Annotated in this window: 11 protein-coding genes and 1 pseudogene; 3 read left to right on the forward strand and 9 right to left on the reverse strand. The window is 72.6% G+C overall.

The features are described 5' to 3' along the window. Positions 1–113 precede the first annotated feature (113 nt). Positions 114–707, reverse strand: coding sequence for a hypothetical protein (locus AB5J87_RS09995; protein WP_067164754.1), 594 nt, complete (start codon positions 705–707; stop codon positions 114–116). A 261-nt stretch (positions 708–968) separates the two neighbouring features. Next, a complete protein-coding gene (gene proS / locus AB5J87_RS10000) occupies positions 969–2,381 on the reverse strand; it encodes a proline--tRNA ligase (RefSeq protein ID WP_369376027.1) in 1,413 nt (470 codons plus the stop codon). A 165-nt stretch (positions 2,382–2,546) separates the two neighbouring features. Here proS and AB5J87_RS10005 point away from each other — a divergent pair, with 165 nt between their 5' ends. Beyond that, positions 2,547–3,389: a class I SAM-dependent methyltransferase gene (locus AB5J87_RS10005; protein WP_369376028.1), complete on the forward strand. Its 843-nt coding sequence runs from the start codon at positions 2,547–2,549 to the stop codon at positions 3,387–3,389. A 31-nt stretch (positions 3,390–3,420) separates the two neighbouring features. Here AB5J87_RS10005 and ftsH read toward each other — a convergent pair whose 3' ends face one another. The 6 genes and pseudogenes from ftsH to AB5J87_RS10035 form a co-directional block, all read right to left on the reverse strand. Continuing rightward, positions 3,421–5,337 carry an ATP-dependent zinc metalloprotease FtsH gene (gene ftsH / locus AB5J87_RS10010; RefSeq protein ID WP_369376029.1) on the reverse strand — a complete coding sequence of 639 codons (1,917 nt, stop codon included), beginning with the start codon at positions 5,335–5,337 and terminating at the stop codon, positions 3,421–3,423. A 268-nt stretch (positions 5,338–5,605) separates the two neighbouring features. Further along, entirely contained in the window at positions 5,606–7,147 is a 1,542-nt protein-coding gene (gene ffh / locus AB5J87_RS10015; protein ID WP_369376030.1) for a signal recognition particle protein, read from the reverse strand. A 93-nt stretch (positions 7,148–7,240) separates the two neighbouring features. After that, positions 7,241–9,687, reverse strand: a pseudogene (locus AB5J87_RS10020) ([protein-PII] uridylyltransferase). A gap of 73 nt (positions 9,688–9,760) precedes the next feature. After that, complete coding sequence (locus AB5J87_RS10025; protein ID WP_369376031.1) at positions 9,761–10,099, reverse strand: P-II family nitrogen regulator; 339 nt, start codon at positions 10,097–10,099, stop codon at positions 9,761–9,763. After that, entirely contained in the window at positions 10,096–11,439 is a 1,344-nt protein-coding gene (locus tag AB5J87_RS10030; RefSeq protein WP_369376032.1) for an ammonium transporter, read from the reverse strand. The genes AB5J87_RS10025 and AB5J87_RS10030 overlap by 4 nt, the downstream gene beginning before the upstream one ends. A gap of 325 nt (positions 11,440–11,764) precedes the next feature. Then, positions 11,765–13,240 carry a hypothetical protein gene (locus AB5J87_RS10035; protein WP_369376033.1) on the reverse strand — a complete coding sequence of 492 codons (1,476 nt, stop codon included), beginning with the start codon at positions 13,238–13,240 and terminating at the stop codon, positions 11,765–11,767. A gap of 423 nt (positions 13,241–13,663) precedes the next feature. On the opposite strand from AB5J87_RS10035, the gene AB5J87_RS10040 reads away from it, so the two are divergent. Beyond that, complete coding sequence (locus tag AB5J87_RS10040; RefSeq protein ID WP_369376034.1) at positions 13,664–14,326, forward strand: bifunctional DNA primase/polymerase; 663 nt, start codon at positions 13,664–13,666, stop codon at positions 14,324–14,326. A gap of 175 nt (positions 14,327–14,501) precedes the next feature. On the opposite strand, the gene ftsY is transcribed toward AB5J87_RS10040, so the two are convergent. Next, a complete protein-coding gene (ftsY, locus tag AB5J87_RS10045) occupies positions 14,502–15,716 on the reverse strand; it encodes a signal recognition particle-docking protein FtsY (protein ID WP_369376035.1) in 1,215 nt (404 codons plus the stop codon). Positions 15,717–15,905: 189 nt separating this feature from the next. On the opposite strand from ftsY, the gene AB5J87_RS10050 reads away from it, so the two are divergent. After that, a complete protein-coding gene (locus tag AB5J87_RS10050; RefSeq protein ID WP_369376036.1) occupies positions 15,906–17,357 on the forward strand; it encodes a cytosine permease in 1,452 nt (483 codons plus the stop codon). Positions 17,358–17,398 lie beyond the last annotated feature (41 nt).

A 17,398-nucleotide genomic window follows, 5' to 3' on the forward strand; every position in this document is an offset into this window, starting at 1 on the left:
CATGCCGGGGCCGGGCATGCCGGGGGTCCGTGGGGCACCCCCGGTACGGCGCACCCGCGTGTCCGCGCCGTGCCCGGGCCCGCGCCGCCCCCGTGCGGCGACCGGCCCGGGGGTCAGCTCGCCGCGGCCACGACCTCGGGGATCCGGAAGGGTTTGCCGCAGCCGCCGCAGACGATGGGCGCCTGGGCGAGCACGGACGGGACGACGCGCACATTGCGGCCGCAGTCGCAGACCGCCTTGACGCGGACTCCCCCGCCGGAGGAGCCGTGCCGGGCGGCGGGGCCCCGGAAGGAGCGCTTGGTGTCGGCGGCGGTGGCCACGGTGTGTGCCTTGAGCGCGCGCTGGAGCCGTTCCATGGTGGGCCGGTAGCGGCGCCTCGCCTCCGGGTTCAGGGCGACCAGGGAGAAACCGCTGCTGGGGTGCGGCTCCTCCGGATGGTCGAGTCCTAGCTCCTCGGCGATGGCCAGGAATCTGCGGTTGTGGTAGCGGCCGGCCCGGGATGTGTCGCGGACACCCCGGGCGGCGGCAATGCCGTGGACTGCTTCGTGGAGCAGTCGCTCGAAGGAGAGCTCGGCGCCGCAGGCGGACGAGGACTCTCCGATCAGGGACTCGGGCGCGGCAAGGTCGGGCAGCTCGGGGTGGTACCGCTGAATGTCGGCCCACGCCTGTGCCAGCTCTGCGGCGAGAACAGGTGGTGTCGTGCTCACGTCGTGACAACGAGCCGGAGTGCCCCGGTGTTCCTATTCCGGGGCATCCCAAATAATTTGCACGTACCCGTCAGTTGCCGTTGATGCGTCCGGACGAGGGCGGGTGCGCTGATCTGCGGAGAAGCCGCACAGCTCGCACCAAGGTAGTACGTAGCGGCGTGTACGCCCCGGCGCGTAGATGATGTCCACGCGCCGGGGTTCCTGGGATCGGCCGTCGCGCAAGGGGCGTTTTCGGCCGACGAGGACTGGCCAGGCGTCCGCTCAGTAGGAGCGGGCGACGATCGCGACGGTACCGGGGGCGTCGTCGGCGTCGGGGACCGACCCGTCCTCGGCGACCAGGCACCGTACGGTCACGGCCTGCTCGGCCAGCTTGGCCTCGCCCTCGGCGCCCAGCGTCGCCCACGGGATGCGCGCCCAGCCGCCGGCGGTGGCGGCCTCGGCTGCCTCCTCCAGGGTGGTGACGTCGCTGGTGCGGGACTCGCGGCGCTCACGGGACTCGCGCAGCAGCTGCGCCTGGTCCTCTTCGAGGACCTTGGGCAGCAGTTCGCCGAGCGCGTCGATGGAGACGGACTCCTTGCCGCCGGGGATGCGGCGGGCCAGCATCGCGGTGCCGGCCTCCAGGTCGCGCGGGCCGATCTCGATGCGCACCGGTACGCCCTTGAGCTCCCAGTCCACCGCGCGGCGGCCGAACGGGGTGTCCACCCGGTCGTCGACCTGGACGCGGATGCCCAGCGCCTTGAGGCGGTCGCCGAGCTCGCGGACCTTGGCCACGGCCTCGTCGCCCTTGATCGCCATGACGACGACCTGGACGTGGGCCAGGCGCGGCGGCACCCGCAGGCCGTTGTCGTCGCCGTGCGACATGATCAGACCGCCGACCATGCGGGTGGAGACGCCCCAGGAGGTCTGCCAGACGAGCTCCTGCTTGCTGTCCTTGGACAGGTACTGGGTGTTGAACGCCTTGGCGAAGTTGGTGCCGAGCTCGTGGCTGGTGCCCATCTGGAGGGCCTTGCCGTCGCCCATCATGCCTTCGAGCGTGAGGGTGTTGATGGCGCCGGCGAACCGCTCCTTGGGCGTCTTGCGGCCGAGGACCACGTCGATGCCCAGGACGTTGATCATGAAGTCCGCGTAGACGTCCTTGTGGATGCGCGCCGCGTAGTCGCGGGCGTCCTCGTAGGTGGCGTGCGCGGTGTGGCCCTCCTGCCAGAGGAACTCACTCGTACGGAGGAAGACGCGCGGGCGCATCTCCCAACGGACCACGTTGGCCCACTGGTTGATGAGCAGCGGCAGGTCCCGGTAGCTCTGCACCCACTTCGAGAAGTAGTCGTTGATGATCGTCTCGGAGGTGGGGCGCACCACGACGGGCTCTTCGAGCTCCTTGCCGCCGCCGTGCGTGACGACCGCGAGCTCGGGGGCGAAGCCCTCGACGTGCTCGGCCTCACGGGTCAGGTAGGACTGCGGGATGAACAGCGGGAAGTACGCGTTCTGGGCGCCCGCGTCCTTGATGCGCGCGTCCATCTCCTGCTGCATCCGCTCCCACAGGCCGTAGCCGTACGGCCGGATCACCATGGTGCCGCGCACCGGACCGTTGTCCGCGAGCTCGGCCTTGTTGATCAGATCCTGGTACCAGCGGGGGAAGTCTTCCGCCTGGGGCGTGAGAACGGGTGCCTTTGCCATGGCGCGAATGGTACGGGCCCAGGGGCCCCGAACGTGAATCGCCCTCCCTCTGGACGCGACCGCGGATGCGGAGTTCCCTGGCATACGGGGGGAGTGCGACCGCACGTGCACGGGGGCTGTCATTCAGCGCACGGCTGACCTCTTCTGCGGATTGGGGCGCTTTCCATGACACCTACGCTCGTCCGGCAACCGTTCCTGGCGGCCTCCGCCACGCCCGCGCGTGCGTGTGCACGCGCGCGTGACTGGGCGGAGATCCAGGAACGCATGCTGGTACCGCTCCATGAAGCGGTGTACGAGCGGCTGGAGGTGGGACCCGCCACCCGGCTGCTCGGCCTGGACTGCGGCTCCGGGCTCGCCCTGGTGCTCGCGGCGGCCCGCGGCGCCCGGGTGACGGGCCTGGACGGGCGGCCCGAGCAGCTGGCGCTGGCCCGGGAGCGGCTGCTGCCGCCGGGGCTGTGGGGCGGTGGCCGCGACGGTGGCGCGCTGCTCGTCGAGGGCGGGCCCGAGGCGCTCGCGGGCCGGTCCGCGCGGCCGTACGACGTGGTGTACGCCCTGGAGCCGGTCGGCTGCGCCGCGGGGGACGACGAGGACCTGGCGGCGGCCCTCGGCCCGGTGGTGGGGCTGGCCGGGCACGGCGGCGCGGTGGTGCTGGCGGGCTGGGGTCCGCCGGAACGCTGCGCCACCTCGGCGGTGCTGCGGGTGGCGAGCCGGCTGAGCGAGGCGCCGCGCTGGCGGCCGAGCGGTCGCGACGACCTGGAGGACGTGGCGGCGCGGGCGGGACTGAGGCCCGACGGGTCGGGGCGGGTGGCGTGCCCGTTCGGCTACGCGGACCTGGAGAGCGCGGTGCGCGGGCTGCTGTCGACGGGCCTGTTCGACGCGGCGGCCCGGGCCACCGACCAGGTGCAGGTGGAGAAGGAGCTGACGGAGGCCCTGCACCCGTATCTGCGCGAGGACGGCACGGTGTGGATGGCGAACGTGTTCCGGTATCTGATCGCGCGCACGCCGTGAACGGCCGCGGCGCGGGCGGTGCCCGGCCGGTTCACTCCTCGTGCTTGCGCAGGCGGGGGATGCCCGCCGCCTCGTAGGCGGCCTCCTCCTCCAGCGTCTCGTTCTTCAGGAGCGCCTCGGCCAGCGCGTCGAGCTTGGGGCGGTTGTCGCGCAGCAGCTGGCAGGCGCGCGCGTAGCACTCGTCCACGATGCGGCGCATCTCCAGGGCGATGGTGTCCAGGGTCTCGGGCGCCGCCGCCAGCCCGTACGCCTGCTGGATGTCGCCGGGCAGCGCGGCCAGCGGGCCGACCTTCTCGCTCATGCCCCAGCGGGCGACCATCCCGCGCGCGAGGTTGGTGACCTGCTCCAGGTCGTTCTCGGCGCCGGTGGTGATGACGTCGAAGACGACGTGCTCGGCCGCCATGCCGCCGAGGGCGCCGATGATGCGCCCGCGCAGATAGTCCTCGGTGTACGCGTACTTGTCGGCGTCCGGGGTGGACAGCGTCACGCCTAGCGCCCTGCCCCGGGGCACGATGGTGATCTTGCGTACGGGGTCGGCCCCCGGCTGGAGCATGCCGAGCAGGGCGTGGCCGCTCTCGTGGTAGGCGGTGCGGCGCCGCTCCTCCTCGGGCATGACCAGCGGGCGCTCGGCGCCGAGCTGCACCTTCTCCAGGGCGTCGGAGAGGTCGGTGCGGGTGACCTCGCGCCGGCGGCGCTTGACGGCGAGCAGCGCGGCCTCGTTGGCGAGGTTGGCGAGCTCGGCGCCGGTCATGCCGGGGGTGGTGCGGGCCAGCTGGGCGAGGTCGACGTCGCCCGCCATCGGGATCTCCCGGGTGTGGATCTTCAAGATGGCTTCGCGGCCACCCCGGTCGGGCGGGCTGACCTGCACGATCCGGTCGAATCTGCCGGGCCGGGTGAGCGCCGGGTCCAGGACGTCGGCCCGGTTGGTGGCGGCGATGACGACGACGCCCTCGGAGCCGGAGAAGCCGTCCATCTCGGTGAGGATCTGGTTGAGGGTCTGCTCGCGCTCGTCGTGTCCGCCCATGCCGGCGCCGCCGCCGCGGGCCCGGCCGATGGTGTCGATCTCGTCGATGAAGATGATGGCGGGGGCGACCTTGCGGGCCTCGGCGAACAGTTCGCGGACCCGGGAGGCGCCGACGCCCACGATCATCTCGATGAACTCGGACGCCGAGGCGGAGAAGAACGGCACGCCCGCCTCGCCCGCGACGGCCCGCGCGAGGAGCGTCTTGCCGGTGCCGGGCGGGCCCGCGAGCAGCACGCCGCCGGGCATCCGGGCGCCCATCTCGCGGTAGGCGGCGGGGTTCTTGAGGAAGTCGACGACGTCGTTGAGTTCGCCCTCGACCTCGTCGATCCCGGCGACGTCCTCGAACGTGGTGCGTTTGTCCTCGGTGAGCTCGACGGGTTTGGGCGGCGCCTTGCGGCCCAGCATGCCGCCGCCCATCCCGGCGCTCATCCGGCGGGCGATGAACAGCCACAGCACGACGAGCAGCAGCATCGGGGCGAGCGAGATCAGCAGGTTGGCCAGGAAGCTGCGGTGCTCGACGACGGGCTGGGCGGTGACCGTGACGTTCTGCTTGGTCAGCTGCGCCCACAGGTCGTCGTCGGCGAAGGTGGGGCGCTGGGTGGTGAACTTGGTGTACTTCTCGCCGCCGCCCGGCACCTCCTGGGAGGTCTTGAGCTGGCCCTGGATCGCGTCGCCCTTGGCGTAGATCTTCTCCACGTTCCCGGCCGCGACCTGCTTGCTGAACTCGGTGTACGACAGCGTGGGCTCGTTGCCCTCGTTGAAGAACGACAGGATCAGGTTGGTGATCAGGTAGACCACCAGCGCGGTGAGGATCAGGCCGCCCCAGCCCCCGGGCATCTTCCGCTTGGGCGGGGGCGGCGGAGGCGCGCCCTCGGAGCGCCACGGCTGGTCGGGGCGGTCTCGCGGGGGTACGGGACTGGGCACGCTGCTCTCCTCTGGCCGGTACGGCGATTATCGGAGAGCGGACAGAGCGGGGCATTCCGGGTGGGCCGATGGGGCCGTTCGGGGGTGGACGGGTACGGCCTGGCAGGGCCGGGGGCGGCTGGGCGCGGGCGGATGCGGCCGGGGGCGGATGCCGGCGGGTGCGCGGACGCGGAAGGACCCGCGGCCGGTACGGCTCGCGGGTCCTTCGCGACACACCTGGAGCGCCTCCCGTACGCCGCGCACACGGCGTACGGAGACCGTCCGCGGGTCAGCCCATGAACTTCTTGAACGCGTCCGGCAGTTCGAAGTCCTCGGGGGCCTGCGCGGCGGCGGGCAGGCCCGCGGGGCCCTGCTCGCGGCGCGCGGCGGCGGCCTCCTCCTCGGCCTTGCGCTTCATCGGGTTGCCGCTCTTGCGCTTGCCCTTGGCCTGCTTCTGCTGCTTCTTCTGCCGGCCCGGGCCGCCACCCATGCCCGGCATGCCCGGCATCCCGGGCATGCCGCCGCCCTGGGCCATCCGCGACATCATCTTGCGGGCCTCGAAGAACCGCTCGACGAGGTTCTTGACCGCGCTGACCTCGACGCCGGAGCCCTTGGCGATACGGGCGCGGCGCGAGCCGTTGATGACGGTGGGGTCCTGGCGCTCGGCCGGGGTCATCGACTTGATGATCGCGGCGGTGCGGTCCACGTCGCGCTCGTCGATGTTGTTGATCTGGTCCTTGATCTGCCCCATGCCGGGGAGCATCCCGAGGAGCTTGGAGATGGAGCCCATCTTGCGGACCTGCTCCATCTGCGCCAGGAAGTCGTCGAGCGTGAAGTCCTGGCCCTTCTTGGACGCCAGCTTGGAGGCCATCTTCTCGGCCTCTTCTTGGCTGAACGTCTTCTCCGCCTGCTCGATCAGGGTGAGCAGGTCACCCATGTCGAGGATGCGCGACGCCATGCGGTCCGGGTGGAACGCGTCGAAGTCTTCCAGCTTCTCGCCGTTGGAGGCGAACATGATCTGCTTGCCGGTGACGTGCGCGATGGAGAGCGCGGCACCGCCGCGGGCGTCGCCGTCGAGCTTGGAGAGGACCACGCCGTCGAAGCCGACGCCGTCGCGGAACGCCTCGGCGGTGTTGACCGCGTCCTGGCCGATCATGGCGTCGACGACGAAGAGGATCTCGTCGGGCTTGACCGCGTCGCGGATGTCCGCGGCCTGCTGCATCATCTCGTGGTCGATGCCGAGGCGGCCCGCGGTGTCGACGACGACCACGTCGTACTGCTTCGACCGGGCGTACTCGATGGAGTCCTGCGCGACCTTGACCGGGTCGCCCACCCCGTTGCCCGGCTCCGGCGCGTACACCGCGACACCGGCGCGCTCGGCGACGACCGAGAGCTGGTTGACGGCGTTGGGGCGCTGGAGGTCACAGGCGACCAGGAGCGGGGAGTGGCCCTGCTCCCCCAGCCACTTGCCGAGCTTTCCGGCGAGGGTGGTCTTACCGGCGCCCTGGAGACCCGCCAGCATGATGACGGTCGGGGCGGTCTTGGCGAACCGCAGCCGGCGGGTCTCGCCGCCGAGGATCGCCACCAGCTCCTCGTTGACGATCTTGAGGACCTGCTGGGCGGGGTTCAGCGCCTTGGAGACGTCGGCACCGAGCGCGCGCTCCTTGACGTTCTTGATGAAGGCGCGCACCACCGGCAGGGCGACGTCCGCCTCCAGCAGCGCGATACGGATCTCGCGCGCCGTGGCGTCGATGTCCGCCTCGGACAGGCGGCCCTTGCCCCGGAGGTTCTTGAATGTCGCACTGAGGCGGTCGGAGAGGGTGTCGAACACGGTGGTCGCGGATCCTCGGCTCGTAGGGCGGTCGGGTGAACGCCCCCCAGACTATCCCGGCGAGGCAATTCCCCACCCCGCCCCCGGCACGAATCAGGCGGAAGCGGGGGCCAGGGCCCGCTCCACACCCCGCGCGACCTCGGCCGCCGCCTTCGGGGCGAGCGGCACTCCGGACGCGTCCGTCACATAGAACGCGTCCACCGCGTTGGCCCCGAGCGTGCTGACGTGGGCGCTGCGCACCCGTACCCGGGCGCTCTCCAGGGCGTGGCCGATGCGGTGCAGCAGGCCCGGGGCGTCCTGGGCGCGGACCTCGATGACGGTGGCCAGCCGGGAGGCGGCCGGGGCGACCGTGACGCGCGGCGGCGGGGCGGCGGGACCCCGGCGGCGGGCCGCCTCGCGCTCGGCGAGCCGGGCGCGGATGTCGAGGCTGCCGTCGAGGGCGCGCACCAGGTCGGCGCGCAGCCGGGCCGCCTGCGGCAGCGAGCCGTACTCGGCGGCCACCCGCCAGTCGAGCACCAGGACGTCCGCGCCGACCCGGTCGGGCAGCTCCACGGCCCGCAGCTCGGCGGTGCGCACGGCCAGGCGGTGCACGGCCAGGACACCGGCGACGGCCGGGAGCACCCCGGGCTGGTCGGGGACGGCGATCAGGAGCTCGACGCCGAGCGGTTCGCACCCCGCGCCGCCGGGCGGGGCGTCGCTCTGGGCGCGCAGGGCGAGGACGGGTCCGGCGGTGCGGTGGGCCTCCATGGCGAGGCGTTCCTGTTCGGCGGTGGCGGCCGGGGGTTCGCGGTCGGCGGGCGCGCCCGCGAGGACCGCGTCCGCCCGCTGGACCAGGCCGGCCACCAGGGAGCCGCGCCAGGACGACCAGGCGGCGGGTCCGGTGGCCAGGGCGTCCGCCTCGGTGAGGGCGTGCAGCAGCTCCAGGGTGGCGGGCGCCCCGACGGCGTCGGCGACGGCCCGGACGGTGGCGGGGTCGTCGAGGTCGCGCCGGGTGGCCGTCTCCACCAGCAGCAGGTGGTGGCGGACGAGGGTGGCGAGGACGGCGGCGTCGTCCTTGTCGAAGCCGATGCGGGTGGCCGCGTCGCGTGCGACGGCCTCGCCCGCCACGCTGTGGTCGCCGGGCAGGCCCTTGCCGATGTCGTGCAGCAGGGCGGCGACGAGCAGCAGGTCGGGGCGGCCCACCCGGCGGGTCAGGGCGGAGGCGCGGACGGCGGTCTCCACCAGGTGGCGGTCGACGGTCCAGGTGTGGACGGCGTTGCGCTGGGGGCGGCAGCGCACCCGCTCCCAGTCGGGCAGCAGCCGGGTGATGAGCCCCTCGGCCTCCAGGGCCTCCCAGACGGGCACGGTGGACTCGCCCGCCCCCAGCAGCGTCACCAGTTCGTCGCGGGCCTCGGCGGGCCACGGCACGGGCAGCGCCTTGGCGGTCGCGGCCAGTCTGCGCACCGCGTGCGGGGAGAGCGGCAGTCCGCTGCGGGCGCGGCGGCGGCGGCCCGCAGCGGCAGCACCGGGTCCCGTTCGGGCCGGGCGGCGAGCGCGAGCACCACTTCGCCGTCCTGCTCGACGACGCCCTCGGCGAGCGGGGTGCGGACGGGCTGGGCGGTCCGGCCGCCGAGCAGTCCGCGCAGCCGGGGCCGGGCCGAGCGGGCCCGCAGGACGCGGCCGACCTCGCGCCAGGTGACGTCGGCGGCGTACGCGATGGTCCGCGCGGCCTCGTACACCTGGCGCAGCAGGGCGTCGGCGTCCGGCAGGGCGAGGGCCGCGGCGACGGCGTCCTGTTCCTGGAGGGCGAGGCGGTCGGTGGCGCGGCCGGTGGCCAGGTGCAGGGCGTCCCGGACGTCCAGGAGGTGGCGGCGGGCCTCGCCGAGGCCCTCGCGGGGGGCGTCGGCGAGCCAGGAGGCGGCGACCGCGCGCAGAGCGGTGGCGTCCCGCAGTCCACCGCGCGCCTCCTTCAGGTCGGGCTCCAGGAGGTAGCGCAACTCGCCCTGCCGCTCGGCGCGTTCGCGGCACAGCTCGCCGAGTTCGGGCAGGCGGGCGGGGGCCCGGTCGCGCCAGTCGGCGAGGACTGCGGTGCGCAGCCCGGCGGTCAGCGTCTGCTCGCCGGCGAGGTGGCGGGCGTCCAGGAGGCCGAGGTGCGCCTTGAGGTCGGTGCCCGCGGTCCGGCGGGCCTCGGCGGGGGTGCGGACGGAGTGGTCGAGGGCGAGGCCCAGGTCCCACACCGGGTACCAGAGGCGGTCGGCGAGGGCGGCGACGGCGCTCGTGCCCGCGCTGCCGTCGTGCAGCAGCACCAGGTCGAGGTCGCTGCGCGGGGAGAGTTCGCCGCGGCCGTAGCCGCCGACGGCGACCAGGGCGGCGCCGCGCACCCCGGCGGTGCGGGCGGCCCCGGTGAACAGAGCGGCCAGCCACTCGTCGGTGAGGGCCGCCAGGGCGGCGCGGCGCGGCGGCCCGGACCGCGCCCCCTGGTGCAGGAGGCGCAGCCGGGCCGCCGCGTAGCCGCCGGGGCCCGGGTCCTCCGTCCGCGTACCGACGTCCGTGCTCGTCACCCGGCAGCTCCTGTCCGTACCAGTGGTCCGTGCCCGGTCGGGCGGACCGGGAAGGGGGTCGTGCGGGGGCGGGTCAGAGGGCGTCGGGGCCGACCTCGCCGGTGCGCACCCGCACGACGCTGTCGACCGGCACGCTCCACACCTTGCCGTCGCCGATCTTTCCGGTGCGGGCGGCCTTGACCACGACGTCGATCAGCTGCTCGGCGTCCTCGTCCTCGACCAGCACCTCGATGCGGATCTTGGGGACCAGGTCGACGGTGTACTCGGCGCCCCGGTAGACCTCGGTGTGGCCGCGCTGGCGGCCGTATCCGCTGGCCTCGGTGACGGTCAGGCCCTGGACGCCGAAGGCGTGGAGGGCCTCCTTGATCTCGTCGAGCCGGTGCGGCTTGACGACCGCGGTGATGAGCTTCATGCGTCCACCTTCTTGTTGCGCGCCGCCGCCTGGCCCGGCGCGGGGGCCGGGGTGCGCGGGACGGTGCCGCCGCCCGCGCCGCTGAAGTCGTACGCCGTCTCGGCGTGCTCGACCTGGTCGATGCCCGAGATCTCGTCGTCCTCGGCGACCCGCATCCCCATCGTCTTGTCGAGCAGGAGGGCGAGGACGGCGGAGACGACGAGCGAGTAGCCGAGGACCGCGCCGACGCCGATGGCCTGCTTGCCCAGCTGGTCGAGGCCGCCGCCGTAGAAGAGGCCCTTGGCGTCGGACTGTACGCCGCCGGTGGCGAAGAGGCCGACGAGGAGGGAGCCCGCGATGCCGCCGACCATGTGGACGCCGACGACGTCGAGGGAGTCGTCGAAGCCGAAGCGGTACTTCAGGCCGACCGCCATGGCGCACAGGACGCCCGCGATCGCGCCGACCGCGATCGCGCCGAGCGGGCTGACGCAGCCGCCGGAGGGGGTGATGGCGACCAGGCCCGCGACCGCGCCGGAGGCGGCGCCGAGGGTGGTGAAGGAGCCGTGCCGCAGCTTCTCGTAGCCCAGCCAGGCGAGCATGGCGGCGGCGGTGGCGACCTGGGTGTTGACGAACATGACGGCGCCGACGCCGTCGTCGTTGCCGAGCCAGGACCCGGCGTTGAAGCCGAACCAGCCGAACCACAGCAGCCCGGCGCCGAGCATCACCAGCGGCAGGCTGTGCGGGCGCATCGGGTCCTTCTTGAAGCCGACGCGCCTGCCGATGACGAGGATCACGCCGAGGGCGGCGGCTCCGGCGTTGATGTGGACGGCGGTGCCGCCCGCGAAGTCGATGACGCCCTTCTTGAACAGCCAGCCGTCGGAGGCCCAGACCCAGTGGGCGACGGGGAAGTACACGAGGGAGACCCAGAGGGTGATGAACAGGGCCCAGGCGCTGAACTTCACGCGGTCGGCGAGGGCGCCGCTTATCAGCGCCGGGGTGATGACCGCGAACATCAGCTGGAAGACGGCGAAGACGTAGACGGGGATGCTGTAGCCGGGCCAGAGCTGGACGATGCCGATGCCGCTGAGACCGAGGTAGTCCTTGCTCCAGCCGACGAAGCCGTTGGACTCGCCGAAGGCGAGGCTGAAGCCGTACAGCACCCACAGGATCGTGACGATGCCGAGGCTGATGAAGCTCATCATCAGCATGTTGAGGGTGCTCTTGACGCGGACCATGCCTCCGTAGAAGAAGGCGAGGCCGGGCGTCATCAGCATGACCAGCGCCGAGCAGATCAGCATGAAACCGGTGTTGGCGCTGGACAGCTGCGGCGTGTCAGCTGCGAGCGTGATGCCTGGGGGCATCGGCGTCTCCTCGTCGTCGGTACGGCGGCCCGTGCGGGGGCGAACGAGTGGCTGCGAAGGGGTGGGCCGTTATGCGCCATGAGGTTGACGCAGCGCGGTTTCCGCCGATGCCGCTCGATGTTTCGCCGTCGTGACGAGTGGGTCGGACGTGTTACGCCGGGATGAACTGCCGGATCAGTGCCGGGGGCGGCTGCTACCGCGCCCCCAACGGGTGACCGGCCGCGACGCCCCCCGGTTGACCTGGCGTGGGGGAGCCGAGTCTGGGTTCACGGGGTGGGCGTCACGGCCGGCGTCCTGTGTGCCGCCGCGGCGGCGCCCTCGGGGGTCAGACGGCCTCGGCGGTCTCGGGCAGTTCCCGGCCGAGGAGATCGGTGAACTGGATGACTTCGGCGACGTCCCCGAAGTCCCGCACGGCGGTGTCCAGGGTCTTGCGCAGCCGGGTGTTCACCCGCTCCGAGCGGACCTGCTTGGCGACCTTCAGCGCCTCCCCCGCCAGCAGCGTGGACTGTTCTGGCTCGCGCTTGAGGAGGTGGACGGTGGCCATGCCGATGAGGTTCAGCGCGTACGACCGCTGGTGGATGTCGTCCTTGCCGAAGAGCTCCACGGCCCGCTCCATGACCGGCTCGGCCAGGGAGGCGTAGGTGGGGCTGCGTCCGGCGACATAGGCGAGGTCGCGGAAGGAGTGCGCGTTCTCCCCGTTGAGCTCGGCCTCGGAGAAGAAGCGGATCCAGTCGGGCTCCGGCTCGCCGTCCAGGCCCGCGTCGCCGAAGGTGTCCTCCGACATCCGCACGGCCCGCTTGCACTTGCTGGGCTGGCCCATGTTGGCGTACGCCCGCGCCTCCATCGCATACAGCATCGCCTGGGTGCGGGGGGTGGCGCAGTCGCGGCTGCCGTACTGCGCGAGGTGGATGAGTTCCAGGGCGTCCTCGGGGCGGCCGAGGTGGATCATCTGGCGGCTCATCGAGGACAGGATGTACGAGCCGAGCGGTTTGTCGCCGCACTCCTTGGCGGCGTGCAGGGCGAGCACGAAGTACTTCTGCGCGGTGGGCTGGAGGCCCACGTCGTAGCTCATCCAGCCGGCGAGTTCCGCGAGTTCGGCGGCGACCCGGAAGAGGCGGCGGGCGGTGGCCTCGGGCTGCGGCTCCTGGAGGAGGTCGGTGACCTCGTGGAGCTGGCCGACCACGGCCTTGCGGCGCAGTCCGCCGCCGCACTGGGCGTCCCACTGCCGGAACATCTCGGTGGTGGTCTCCAGCAGGTCGAGCTCGGGTTTGGAGAGCCGGGAGGGGCGCCGGGCGTTGGCGGCGGTCTCGGCGTTGATCCGTTCACTGGGCGGGGCGGGCACCAGCCAGCGCTGCATGGGCTCGATCAGGGCGGGCCCCGCCGACAGCATCAGGGAGGTGCCCAGGAAGCCGCGCCGGGCCAGCATCAGGTCGCTGCGCGAGTACTCGCTGAGCAGGCTGACGGTCTGGGGTCCGGCCCAGGGCAGGTCGACCCCGGAGACGGACGGGGACTGGTGTGCGGTGCGCAGCCCGAGGTCCTCCACGGCCACGACGCTGCCGAACCGCTCGGAGAACAGCTCGGAGAGGATGCGCGGGATCGGCTCGCGCGGCATCTCGCCGTCGAGCCAGCGGCGCACCCGGGAGGTGTCCGTGCTGATGTGGTGCGCGCCGAGCTGGCGCGCCCGCCGGTTGACCTGGCGCGCGAGCTCTCCCTTCGACCAGCCGCTCCGTACGAACCACGAACTCAGCTGTTCGTTGGGGCGCTTGCCGGCGCTCGATCCGCTAGCCCCACTGCCGCCCACTGGAACGCCCCCATTCTGTCCAAGCCTTGTGCGTTGTCCACGCGAACCCCTATCAGAATGCCGCGAGTCGGGGCCTCCTGTCCCCAGGACCTGGCCCACCGGACGGGAAAGCGTCTTGCCTTTGGCATACCCACGAGTGCGTGGATCCCCAGGGTCCGTGTACCGAAAGTAATCCTACGATCACCCCTCTCGCGAGGGCGATTCCAGAAACGCCACCATTCGCCACCCCTTCGAATGAACTCCCTTGGCGCTGCTCGCGATTCACTTGACACAGGTCGATCAGGAGTTGATGGAACGGTGCACGCCGGGGCGCGCGGACCGGTGCGCACCACCCCCGTGTCCACCCCGACCGCCGGGTGGGCGGGGCGCGAAGAGGGAACTCCCGGTCGTAACCACCGTCGAGTCAGATCCGTTGGAGGGGGCATGGGCTTCACGATCGGCAGCAGCCGGGGTACGCGGGACACCCGGCCCGGCTCGCGGCGCCGCGGCCGCGCCACGGGCGGCCGGGCGACGGAGGTCACCGCGGTGGCCGAGTACACCGGCCTGTGGGGCTGGGACGTGGCCCCGGGCGCCCGGGAGCTGTCGGGCCAGTGCTCCTGCGGCGACGCGGCCTGCCCGCGGCCGGGGGCGCATCCGCTGGAGTTCGCCCCGGAGGTGCCCGCCGGGGCGACGCTGGACGAGGTCGGCAAGACGTGGTCGGAGTACCCGGGGGCGGCGGTGCTGCTGCCCGTCGGGCGCACCTTCGACGTACTGGACGTGGCGGCCCCCGCCGGGCGCCGGGCGCTGGTCCGGCTGGAGCGGATGGGGCTGCCGCTCGGCCCGGTCTCCAGCACCCCGGCGGGGCGTACGCACTTCTTCGTCGCGCCGGGCGCCGCGGCCGAACTGCCCCGGCTGCTCTACCGGATGGGCTGGGACGACGCGGACCTGGACCTGGTGTGCCCGGGGCCCGGCGGCCATGTGCCCGCTCCCCCGTCGGCGGACGTGCACTGGCTGCGCCCGCCGTCCCTGGACACCGCGATCCGCCCGCCGGAGGCCCGGCTGCTGCTGGGCACGCTGGCGTACATCTGCCACCGCGCGCCTTCGTGAGGCGGCCCGCGCCGGGTGGCGCGCCCCGCCCGGGCGGCGCCCCTCCGGCGCCGTGACGCGGAAGTGCCCGCCTCCCACTGCACCGGGGAGGCGGGCACTTTCCTTGCCGTACGGGGCCGCCGTACACGGCCGCACGGGCGCCCGGCGTGCGCACGCGGCGCCGGGCGGCGGCGGGTCAGTCGCCGATGAGCGCGTCCACGAAGGCGCCGGGCTCGAACGGCGCCAAGTCGTCCGCGCCCTCGCCGAGCCCGATGAGCTTGACGGGAACGCCCAGCTCGCGCTGGACGGCGATGACGATGCCGCCCTTGGCGGTGCCGTCGAGCTTGGTCAGCACGATGCCGGTGATGTCGACGACCTCGGCGAAGACCCGGGCCTGGACCAGCCCGTTCTGCCCGGTGGTCGCGTCCAGGACGAGCAGGACCTCGTCGAGCGGGCCGTGCTTCTCCACGACGCGCTTGACCTTGCCGAGCTCGTCCATGAGCCCGGTCTTGGTGTGCAGGCGGCCCGCGGTGTCGATGAGGACGACGTCCGCGCCCTCGGCGATGCCTTCCTTGACCGCGTCGAAGGCGATCGACGCCGGGTCGCCGCCCTCGGGGCCGCGCACGGTGCGGGCGCCGACGCGCTCGCCCCAGGTCTGCAGCTGGTCGGCGGCGGCGGCGCGGAAGGTGTCGGCGGCGCCGAGCACGACCGACTTGCCGTCGGCGACGAGCACGCGCGCGAGCTTGCCGGTGGTGGTGGTCTTGCCGGTGCCGTTCACACCGACGACCATCACGACGCCGGGGGTCTGCTCGCCGCCCTCGGTGTTGACCGTGCGGTCGAATTCGGGGCCGAGGATCGCGACGAGCTCCTCGCGCAGCAGGGCGCGCAGCTCGGCGGGGGTGCGGGTGCCGAGCACCCGGACGCGCTCGCGCAGCCGCTCGACCAGCTCCTGGGTGGGGGCGACGCCGACGTCCGCGGTGAGCAGGGTGTCCTCGATCTCCTCCCAGGTGTCCTCGTCGAGGTTGTCGCGGGAGAGCAGGGTGAGCAGGCCCTTGCCCAGTGAGTTCTGCGAGCGGGCGAGCCGGGCGCGCAGCCGTACGAGGCGGCCCGCGGTGGGCTCGGGCGTCTCGATCTCCGGCGCGGGCGGAGCCTCGGGAAGCGCCTCCTCGATGACGACCGGGCCGGCCGGGGCCTCGGGGAGGGCGACCTCCTCGATCGTGCGGCGTTGCTCCTCGGCCGTCTCCGCGGCGTCTTCGCCGATCTGAGGCTCGGCGGGCGGGGCAGTGATGGTCGGCGTGGACGACGGGGTGGGGGGCGGCAGCTGCTTCTTCTTGCGGCTGCTGACCACGAGCCCGCTGATCGCGCCGACCGCGACCAGGGCGATGACTACAGCAAGGATCACGAATTCCATAACCACCCCAGTATCAGTCATGGGCCGTCGGCGGGCCCCGGTCGTGTCTTCCCATGAAGATCAAAGGGAATTATGGGGCAATCGTCGTATTAAGTTACGATGGAGGGGGAGGCGTCAACGCGCGTAGAGTCCCCGAAGATGACCCCCACCGACTCCCGCCAGAGTCGAGCGAGAGGCAACAAGCACCTCATGAGCACCACTTCCCAGTCCGAAGGCGCACTGGAAACCCGTGGCCTCGAGCCCGTCCCCGACAGCGAGCGCACCGCCAGAACCAGGGAGCTCTTCCCCACCTGGGTGGCCGCCAACATCAGTGTGCTGCTGCTCACGATGGGCGCCAGCCTGGTCGTGACGTACAAGCTGAACTTCTGGCAGGCGATCGTCGTCGCGATCGCCGCCCCGGTCGTCAGCTACGGGCTGGTCGGGCTCATATCCATCGCGGGCAAGCGCGGTGGCGCGCCCGGCATGGCGCTCTCGCGCGCGGTCTTCGGCCAGCGCGGCAATCTGCTGCCCGGCTCGCTGATCTGGGTCGCCCGCTGGGGCTGGGAGACGATCAACGCGGTCACCGGCGCCTACGCCATGCTGACCGTCCTGGACATCGTCTTCGGCGTGAAGAGCAACACCTTCCTGATCATCGTGACGCTGCTGCTCTTCGTGGTGACGACGTTCGCGATCTCGGGCCTCGGCATCAACGTCGTGCAGAAGTGCAACAAGTACGCGACCTACCTCTTCGGCGCGTTCTCCGTGCTCGTGCTCGTCTATCTGGCGCTGAACACCGACTGGAGCGAGGTCTTCGACCGCCCGGCCGGAAAGATGTCGCTGATGGTCGCGGGCACCGGTCTGATCGCGGCGGGCGGCGTCAGCTGGATCCCGTCCGCCCCGGACTTCACCCGCTACCTGCCGCGCACCGCCTCCTCCCGGGCGATGGTCGCCAGCTCCGTCGGCGGCGCGGGCATCGTGGTGCTGCCGATGGTCCTGATGGGCGCGGTCATGGCGGTCTCCACCCCGGACCTGGCCTCGGCGGCCGACCCGGTCTCCTTCCTCGGCGAGATCCTGCCGCTGTGGATCGCGGTGCCGTACCTGCTGATCGCCCTGGTCGGCATGGTGCTGATCAACTCGATGTCGATGTACTCGGCGGGCTTCACCGCGCAGACCCTCGGCTTCAAGATCCCGCGCCACTGGGCCGTCTCGGTGAACGCGGTGATCTCGCTGGCCTTCGGCGGGGTGCTGATGCTGGTCGCCAAGAGCTTCATGGGCTCCTTCATCGCCTTCCTCTCGCTGCTCGCCGTCGCCTTCTCCGCCTGGGTCGGCGTCTTCGGCGCGGACATGCTGCGACGCACCGAGTACGACGCGAAGGCGCTGCTCGACACCACGCCCACCAGCGCCTACTGGTACAAGGGCGGCTTCTCCCCCGCCGCCGTCGCCGCCTGGGCGGCCGGTCTGCTCGCGGGCCTGATGTTCACCACCTCGGACTGGTTCACCGGCCCGCTCGCCGCCAACAACCCGGTCGGCGAGTACGGCCTGGGCTGGGTCGCCACCATCGTGGTCTCCGGACTGCTGTACGCGGTGCTGCCCAAGCCCGCCGTCGTGGTCCCGGCCGGGGCGGCCGAGGCCGCCGAGGAGCCCGCGCCCCTGGCTGTCTGACGCATCGTCAGCTAACGTCCCCCTCCACCCGGATCCCACCG

The sequence above is a fragment of the Streptomyces sp. cg36 genome (assembly GCF_041080675.1).
Taxonomy (GTDB): domain Bacteria; phylum Actinomycetota; class Actinomycetes; order Streptomycetales; family Streptomycetaceae; genus Streptomyces.

Bases quoted from the DNA above. Each gene is read 5' to 3' on its own strand.
- proS (WP_369376027.1), bottom strand. From the start codon at position 2,381: ATGGCAAAGGCACCCGTTCTCACGCCCCAGGCGGAAGACTTCCCCCGC.
- AB5J87_RS10005 (WP_369376028.1), top strand. From the start codon at position 2,547: ATGACACCTACGCTCGTCCGGCAACCGTTCCTGGCGGCCTCCGCCACG.
- AB5J87_RS10025 (WP_369376031.1), bottom strand. From the start codon at position 10,099: ATGAAGCTCATCACCGCGGTCGTCAAGCCGCACCGGCTCGACGAGATC.
- AB5J87_RS10030 (WP_369376032.1), bottom strand. From the start codon at position 11,439: ATGCCCCCAGGCATCACGCTCGCAGCTGACACGCCGCAGCTGTCCAGC.
- AB5J87_RS10050 (WP_369376036.1), top strand. From the start codon at position 15,906: ATGAGCACCACTTCCCAGTCCGAAGGCGCACTGGAAACCCGTGGCCTC.
- AB5J87_RS10040 (WP_369376034.1), top strand. From the start codon at position 13,664: ATGGGCTTCACGATCGGCAGCAGCCGGGGTACGCGGGACACCCGGCCC.
- ftsY (WP_369376035.1), bottom strand. From the start codon at position 15,716: ATGGAATTCGTGATCCTTGCTGTAGTCATCGCCCTGGTCGCGGTCGGC.